General features: G+C 70.3%; 7 protein-coding genes, 1 other RNA gene and 1 pseudogene. 2 read left to right on the plus strand and 7 right to left on the minus strand.

Features of this window, described 5'->3' with window-relative positions; translation table 11 throughout:
• Window positions 1-1,248 (plus strand): MFS transporter (locus tag AB8Z36_RS21280; protein ID WP_369214945.1); only part of this gene is annotated, 1,248 nt, incomplete at its 5' end.
• Here the strand turns inward: AB8Z36_RS21280 and dacB are convergent.
• The 6 genes from dacB to ftsE all read right to left on the minus strand — a co-directional run bounded on the left by dacB (window position 1,172) and on the right by ftsE (window position 6,867).
• Complete coding sequence (gene dacB, locus AB8Z36_RS21285) at window positions 1,172-2,764, minus strand: D-alanyl-D-alanine carboxypeptidase/D-alanyl-D-alanine endopeptidase (RefSeq protein WP_369214946.1); 1,593 nt, start codon at window positions 2,762-2,764, stop codon at window positions 1,172-1,174. The two genes, AB8Z36_RS21280 and dacB, sit on opposite strands and share 77 nt — an antisense overlap.
• Before the next feature lie 108 nt (window positions 2,765-2,872).
• Window positions 2,873-3,242: a transfer-messenger RNA gene (gene ssrA / locus AB8Z36_RS21290) on the minus strand.
• A gap of 125 nt (window positions 3,243-3,367) precedes the next feature.
• Window positions 3,368-3,889, minus strand: a complete 522-nt coding sequence (smpB, locus tag AB8Z36_RS21295; RefSeq protein ID WP_369214947.1) for an SsrA-binding protein SmpB — start codon at window positions 3,887-3,889, stop codon at window positions 3,368-3,370.
• A gap of 18 nt (window positions 3,890-3,907) precedes the next feature.
• A complete protein-coding gene (locus AB8Z36_RS21300; RefSeq protein ID WP_369214948.1) occupies window positions 3,908-5,095 on the minus strand; it encodes a S41 family peptidase in 1,188 nt (395 codons plus the stop codon).
• A 78-nt stretch (window positions 5,096-5,173) separates the two neighbouring features.
• Complete coding sequence (ftsX, locus tag AB8Z36_RS21305; protein ID WP_369214949.1) at window positions 5,174-6,091, minus strand: permease-like cell division protein FtsX; 918 nt, start codon at window positions 6,089-6,091, stop codon at window positions 5,174-5,176.
• Between the two features lie 86 nt (window positions 6,092-6,177).
• Complete coding sequence (ftsE, locus tag AB8Z36_RS21310) at window positions 6,178-6,867, minus strand: cell division ATP-binding protein FtsE (RefSeq protein WP_030788113.1); 690 nt, start codon at window positions 6,865-6,867, stop codon at window positions 6,178-6,180.
• Between the two features lie 198 nt (window positions 6,868-7,065).
• On the opposite strand from ftsE, the gene AB8Z36_RS21315 reads away from it, so the two are divergent.
• Window positions 7,066-7,257, plus strand: a complete 192-nt coding sequence (locus AB8Z36_RS21315) for a hypothetical protein (protein WP_369214950.1) — start codon at window positions 7,066-7,068, stop codon at window positions 7,255-7,257.
• A 144-nt stretch (window positions 7,258-7,401) separates the two neighbouring features.
• Here AB8Z36_RS21315 and AB8Z36_RS21320 read toward each other — a convergent pair.
• Window positions 7,402-7,866, minus strand: a pseudogene (locus tag AB8Z36_RS21320) (hypothetical protein); the annotation flags it as partial.

Below are 7,866 nucleotides of genomic sequence, written 5' to 3' on the forward strand. Positions count from 1 at the left end.
CCGCGCACCCCGCGCAACCCCTACGCCGCCCTCCTCGCGAKACCCGGCGCGACCGCCTTCACCGTCGGCAACCTCATCGCCCGGCTGCCCATGGGCATGTTCAGCGTGAGCGCCGTCATCATGATCTCCGGGGCCCGTGGCTCGTACGCCCTCGCCGGTGCCGTCACCGCGACCGGCCTCGCGGCCACCGCCGTGGTCGCGCCGTGGACGGCGCGCCTCGTCGACCGGTACGGACAGGCGCGCGTCGCCGTGCCCGCCACCGCCGTCGCCGCGCTCGGCTCGCTCTCGCTGCTGCTCTGTGTGCGCCACGGGGCCCCCGACTGGACGCTCTTCGCCTCCTACGCGGCCACCGCCACCACCCCGAACACCGGCGGCATGTCCCGGGCCCGCTGGGCCCACCTCCTCAAGGGCGACGCGGGGGCCGTGCACACCGCCAACTCCTTCGAACAGGCCGCCGACGAACTCTGCTTCATGCTCGGACCGGTCCTCGCCGCCTTCCTGTGCGGTGCGCTCTTTCCGCAGGCGGGCACCCTGGCCGGGGTGATCCTGCTGGTGACCGGGGTGCTGGTGTTCGCCGCCCAGCGCGCCACGGAGCCTCCGCCGCGGGGACGCGCGAACTCCGCCGCCGGGTCGCGGTCACCGCTTCGCGCGCGCGGGATGCCCGCTCTGCTCGTCGTCTTCCTCGCCACCGGTGCCGTCTTCGGCTCGCTGGAGGTCGTCACCATCGCCTTCGCCGACGACCGGGGGAACAAGGCCGCCGCGGGGGCCGTCCTTGCCCTCCAGGCCGCTGGTTCCTGTGTGGCGGGGCTCGTCTACGGGGCCGTGAAACCGCGGGGCCCACTCGTGCGACGGCATCTCCTGTGCGGTGCGGCGATGGCGGCCCTGATGACGCTGCCGCTGCTCGCGGTGGCTCTCACGAAGTCGCTCATCGCCCTCGCCGCGGCCCTGCTCATCGCGGGCATGGCGACGGCACCGACCATGGTCACCGGCATGACGCTGGTCCAGCGCCGCACCCCCGAGGGGCGGCTCAACGAAGGCATGACCCTCGCCGTGACCGGCCTCCTCGGGGGCATCGCGTGCGGCGCCGCGTGCGGCGGCTGGGCGGTGGAGCGCTTCGGGCCCGCCACGGGCTACTGGGTGCCGGTCGCCGCCGCCTGCACCGCCCTGCTGCTCAGCAGCGCGCAGGCTTGCGCCACGAGCACTCCACGTCGCCGTCCGGCTCGGACCCGCGTACCGAGCGGGGTGTGACGGGCTCGGCCCTGTCGGCGGTCGAGGAGGCGAGGGTCACCACGATCGCGTCCTCCAGAGCCTTCACCGAGGAGGGCAGGTAGTTGTTCAGGATGATGCTGAAGACCAGTTCGCGGCCGTCCTTGTCCTTCACGTAGCCGGACAGCGCCGACGCCCCCGTCAACGAGCCGGTCTTGGCATGGACGTTGAGGGCGGCGGGGGTCCCGCACATCCGCGTGCGCAGCGTGCCGCCGTCGAACTTGCCGGGCGCGCACGCCACCGGCAGGGACCGGTACCAGTCGTCGTACCAGGGCTCGGCCTGCACCGAACGCAGCAGCTTGATGTACTGCTCCGCCGCGACGTTGTCCTTGCGCGAGAGGCCGGAGCCGTCCACCTGGCGGATCTTGCCGGGGTCGACACCGGCGGTCTTCAGATAGCCGCCGATCGCGGCGATCCCGTCCTCCCAGTTGCCGGGCCGTCCGGTCGCCCGGTACCCCATGGCCTTGGTCAGGGACTCCGCGTGCATGTTGTTGGACAGCTTCATGAACGGGACCATGAGGTCCTTGACCGGCATGGAGTCGTGCGCGGCGAGCCGCTCGGCGCCCCGGGGCGTGGCCTTCCCCGCGCTCGTCGGGCCGCTCACCTTGACGCCGTGCGCGGCGAGCGCGTCGCGGAAGACCGCGGCGGCGTACCCGGTCGGCTCCCAGACGGTCACCCACTCCTTGGTGGTGTCCCCGCCGACCGGCACCGTGCCGCTGACGGTGATGACGTTCTTCCCGTGCTGCCGCTCCACGGCGACGGTGTCGGCGCCGCCCGCCGCCACGGTGGCCGCCCGCAGATCGATGTCCACGTAGTCCGTCTCCGGCGTCACGGTCACCCGCGGCCTGGCCCCCGCCTTCGCGCCGGGCGAGACCTCGACGATCACGGTGCCGGTGTCGTAGTCCGTGTCGGGGGCGACGCTGAGGGCGCTGATCTGCGCCGCGTAGTACGAGGACTCGTCGTCGCCGCCCCAGGTGTCGCCGATGCGCCGGGCGTCGAAGCGGGTGTCGTCGGCGACGAGGCGCCCCGACACCCGTCTGATCCCCGAGTCCGCGATCTTCGCGGCGAGGCCGTCGTAGTCCTTGGCGAGTGTCGTCGGATCACCTGTGCCACGCAGATACAGGTCCCCATGGAGCACGTTTCCGCGCCGCGCGCCGTCGGAGAGGACGTCGGTGGTGAAGCGGTGGCCGGGACCGAGCAGCTCCATGGCGGCGGCCGAGGTGAGCAGCTTGGTGTTGGACGCGGGCATCAGGCGCCCGCTGGGCAGGTGCTGGTACAGGAGGTCGCCGGAGGCCGCGTCGGCGACCACGACACTGGCCGCCCCGCCCTCCATGCGGGGGTCGCCGAGGACGGCGTCGATGGCTTCGGGGAGCCCGGACCGGTCGGAGTCCGCCCCGGCCGGGGGGCCGAAGGAGAGGCCGGCCGCCGCGACGGCGAGCACGGCGGGCAAGATCCAGTGGCGCATACGCTTGTTGACGCGTCTCACGGGTCTACTCATGACCCTGGAGCATCCCCGACCCGGCCGCGCCGGAGAAGACCCCGCTCCGTACGGGACGGAAAAAGCCCCCTGGTCCGGGGACCAGAGGGCTTTGACCTCACATGGGAATTGTGGAGATGGCGGGAATCGAACCCGCGTCCAACGGTGCAGAATCAGGGCTTCTCCGTGTGCAGTTCGCTGCGATTTTCTCGGCCCCGGCGATCACGCGAACAAGTCGCCGACGGGCCCAGTCACTGTTTGATTTCCTCCTAGGTCCCGTGACCGGGCCTAGAAGTCTAGTTCCCTAGCTGATGCCAGGATCCGGGTCGGGAACAGCCCCGGGCTGACACTTCGCAAGTCGCTACTTAGGCAGCGAGGGCGAAGGAATCGCGCTTGGTGTTGGCGATTATTTGTTGCGACATATGGTTAACGAGATCATTGCCGCTTCCTCGACACGCTTCCCCTGCTTCGACATCCGCTGTCGAAACCGATCATCCCCATGTTGATTTTTCAAAATGGACCTTCCGGCCCGCCCTGCGGCGGATCTTCGATCCGGGTGCCCCGTCACCAGCGGAGCGAGACCCATCGTACGTGACCAACGCACGACGGTGCCAGCGCATTCCCCTAGCCGATGCCCTGACGGCGCCGCGCCGCCGAGATCGCGCGGTTCGTCTCGCGCGTGTCCTGCTTCTCGCGGAGCGTCTGCCGCTTGTCGTACTCCTTCTTGCCCTTGGCCAGGGCGATCTCCACCTTGACCCGGCTGTCCTTGAAGTACAGCGAGAGCGGCACGATCGTGTGCCCCGTCTCCTGCGACTTCGACTCCAGCTTGTCGATCTCCGCGCGGTGCAGAAGCAGCTTGCGCTTGCGGGTGGCGGAGTGGTTGGTCCAGGTGCCCTGCACGTACTCCGGGACGTGGATGTTGTGCAGCCACGCCTCGCCGCGGTCGATGTGCACGAAGCCGTCCACCAGGGAGGCCCGGCCGAGCCGCAGCGACTTGACCTCGGTGCCCATCAGCACCAGGCCGCACTCGTAGGTGTCCAGGATGTGATAGTCGTGCCGCGCCTTCTTGTTCTGCGCGACGATCTTGCGGGCGGGAGCCTTCTCAGCGGCCTTCGCGGCCTTGCGCTTTACCTTTTCCTTGGCCATAGTGCGGCCATTTTCGCACTACGAGGGGGGTCCGAGGCCAGTCAATACTGTCTCGGCCCGCGCTTCGGCCCCGTCCTCGGCCTCCAGGTCCGGCGTGATGCCCCGGCCGTCCACCGACCGCCCCGAAGGGGTGCGGTAGTGCCCGACGGTCAGCTCGGCCACGGAGCCGTCGGGGAGGCGGCTCGGCATCTGCACCGACCCCTTGCCGAAGGTCTTCGTGCCGACCACGACCGCGCGCCCACGGTCCTGGAGGGCGCCCGTGAGCAGCTCGGCCGCGCTCATCGTGCCGCCGTCGACGAGCGCGACCACCGGTCTGCCGGTGTCACCGCCGCGCCGGGCGTGCAGGGCCTTCTGCTCGCCCCGTACGTCGTACGTCGCCACCAGGCCGCCGTCGACCAGGGCGGACGCGGCGGTGACCGCCTCCGTCACCAGGCCGCCCGAGTTCCCGCGCAGGTCGAGCAGGACACCGGCGCCGTGGGGCGCCTCGCGCACCGCGTCCCGTACGGCCTCGCCGGAGCCCTTGGTGAACGCGTCGACCTTGATCAGCGTCGCGCCGCCCGACAGCTCGGTGACCGTGACGGAGTCCGTGGAGAGGCGGGCCCTGCGCAGGGTCTCGGTCCACGCGCGCGTGCCGCGCTGAAGGCCGAGCCTGACCGGCGTGCCCGCCCGGTCGCCGCGCAGCAGCGAGACGACCTCGGTGACCGGGCGCCCCGCGACCTCGCTGCCGTCCACGGAGCGCAGCCGGTCGCCCGCGCGGACGCCCGCCCTGGCCGCGGGCCCGCCCTTCTGCACACGGGAGACCTCGATGCGCCCGTCGGCCGCGCGGCGCGCCCACAGACCGACGCCGGTGTACGCGCCGTCGAGGGCCTGCTCGAACTTCTGGTACTCCCCGTGGGAGTACACCGCTCCCCAGCGGTCTCCGCTGCGGCTGACGGCCTCCTCGGCGGCCGCCTTGGCGGACTTGCCGTCGGCCATGGCCTCGGCCGCGGCGTCGGCCGCCGCGCCGGCGGTGCCCGCCGACGGGCCCGCGGCCTCCGAACGTACCGAAGGAGGGGACGGTTTCCGGCCGTCGTCCGCCTCGTCGCTCCAGGAGCCGGTGGCCGCCCCGGTGGCGAGGACGCTCGCGAACACCAACGTCAGGGTCGCCCCGCGGCGGATGCGGCGGGGCGGTGTGCACCGGTCCACGAACCGGTCGAGGCCTGACATGCCGGTGAGTCTAGGACAACGAGGGGCGCCGCACGGTTGGTTGAACCGCACGGCGCCCGGTTTCGCTGAGGGTACTTGTCACACCTTGAGGTACTTGCGCAACGCGAAGAACGCGGCAAGCGCGGGCATCAGCAGGCCGATCGCGAGCACCAGGGGCAGCTTCGCGAGGACCGCGTCCCAGCCGATGAAGTTGATGAGATTGATCTTCTCGGAGAGCGCGAGGCCGTGGTCGATCATGAAGTAGCGGCCCACGACCAGCATTCCGCAGGCGAGCCCGCCGCCGATGAGACCGGCGACCGCGGCCTCCATGATGAACGGCATCTGGATGTAGAAGCTGGACGCGCCGACCAGGCGCATGATGCCCGTCTCGCGCCTGCGGCTGAACGCCGAGACGCGCACCGTGTTGACGATCAGCATCAGCGCCACGACCAGCATCAGGGCCATCACCGCGACCGCCGCCCAGTTCATGCCGTTGAGCAGCTCGAAGAGGTTGTCCAGGTAGTCCTTCTGGTCCTGCACCGACTGCACGCCGTCACGGCCGGAGAAGGCGGTCGCGACCACCTGGTACTTCTCCGGGTCCTTCAGCTTGACGCGGAAGGACTCCTGCATCTGGTCCGGCGTGAGGGAGCTGGCCAGCGGGGAGTCGCCGAACTGCTCCTTGTAGTGCTTGTACGCCTCGTCCGCCGACTCATGCTGGACGGTGTCCACGACGGGCATCTTCTTCAGATCGCCGAGGATCTGGTCCTTCTGCTCGTTCGTGACGGCGCCCTTGGCGCACTTGGGGTCCTGCTCGGCGTCCGCCTTGTTGCAGAGGTAGATCGAGACGTTGACCTTGTCGTACCAGTAGCCCTTCATCGTGCTCACCTGGTCACGCATGAGCAGCGAACCGCCGAACAGGGCGAGCGAGAGCGCTACGGAGACGATGACCGCGAAGGTCATCGTGAGGTTCCGGCGGAGACCGACGCCGATCTCCGACAGGACGAACTGGGCGCGCATGGCGGCCTTTCAGTGGATCAGGTGGATCAGAGGTACGGGCGGACGCGGACACGGGCACCGGGAGTGCCCGTGTCCGTGGCTCGCAGCTAGTGCTGGTAGCCGTACACGCCGCGCGACTGGTCGCGGACGAGACGGCCCTTCTCCAGCTCGATGACCCGCTTGCGCATCTGGTCCACGATCTGCTGGTCGTGGGTGGCCATCACGACGGTGGTGCCGGTCCGGTTGATCCGGTCGAGCAGCTTCATGATGCCGACCGAGGTCTGCGGGTCGAGGTTGCCCGTCGGCTCGTCGGCGATCAGCAGCTTGGGACGGTTGACGAACGCGCGCGCGATCGCCACTCGTTGCTGCTCACCTCCGGAGAGCTCGCCGGGCATCCGGTCCTCCTTGCCGCCGAGGCCCACGAGATCGAGGACCTGGGGCACGGACTTGCGGATCTCGCCCCGGGACTTGCCGATGACCTCCTGCGCGAAGGCGACGTTCTCGCCGACGGTCTTGTTGGGCAGGAGGCGGAAGTCCTGGAAGACGGTGCCGAGCTGGCGGCGCATGTGCGGCACCTTGAAGTTGGACAGGCGCGCGAGGTCCTTGCCAAGGACGTGCACCTGGCCGTGACTGGTGCGCTCCTCGCGCAGGACGAGCCGCAGGAAAGTGGACTTTCCGGAGCCGGAGGACCCGACCAGGAAGACGAACTCGCCCTTCTCGATCTCCAGGGAGACGTCCCTGAGCGCGGGGCGGGTCTGCTTCGGGTAGGCCTTGGAGACGTTGTCGAATCGGATCACGGATGCACCACGGTTTGCCGGGGGTAGGTGAGCGTGACCCTACGCGAAGCCGGTGGGGGAGCGCAGTCGGCGTCTTGAGTTGCACGATTTGTCATGGTGGGCCGCGCCGAAATCCGCGGAAGCTGGCACAGTGGTAGGGGGAACGATTGGGTTCCCCCCAGCGTTGGGCAGGCTGAGACTGTGCGGGAGGAGAAGCGCATGACCCTGGATCGGCTGGTATGCGCGAACTGCGCAGCGCCCGTGAGTGAAGGCCGCTGCCCCGTGTGCCGGGCCAATCGCGAGCGCCTCCAGCAGGACGGACCCTTCGCGGGGCTCAATCCCGCGGCACTGATAGCGCTGCTCGTGGTGCTGATCGCGGCGGTCGCGCTCCTCGCGCACCAGACCGCGTAGGCCGGTCCGCGCGGGCGTCGCACGGCGTGCGAAAGGGCCCGGAGTCTCACAGGAGACTCCGGGCCCTTTCTGATGGACGTCCCGCGGGCACGTCGTTGACCGCAGCCCCGCACGTCGCCGTGCGTGACTAAGCCGTCACCCTGCTCAGGCGGCGGCGCGGTTGCCGACGAGGCGCGGCAGGATGCGGAAGCCGATACCACCGGCGATCATCGTCGCGGCACCGATCAGCAGGAAGGTGGTCTCGGCGGCGCCGGTCTCGGCCAGCTCGCCCTGGTCACCCTTACTGCCGCCCTGCTCGACCGGCTTGGAGCCGGTGTCGGTCAGGCTGTCCTTGCCCTTGCCCTGCTCGACGGGGTTGGAGCCGCCGGCCGGGTCATTGTCGTTGCCGCCGTTGCCGCCGTTGCCGCCGCCGGTGCCGTTGTCGTGGCCCGGGTCGGTCGGGTCCGAGGTGGGCGGGTCGGTCGGGTCACCGGTGGGCTCGCCCGGGTCCGTCGGCTGCGGGTCCGTCGGGTTCGGGTCCGTCGGCTCCGGATCCGTCGGCTCCGGATCCGTCGGGTTCGGGTTAGTCGGGCGTCGGGTCCGTCGGCGTCGGCTCCGGGATCGTGGGGT

The organism is Streptomyces flavofungini (genome assembly GCF_041028215.1).
Taxonomy (GTDB): Bacteria; Actinomycetota; Actinomycetes; order Streptomycetales; family Streptomycetaceae; genus Streptomyces; species Streptomyces flavofungini_B.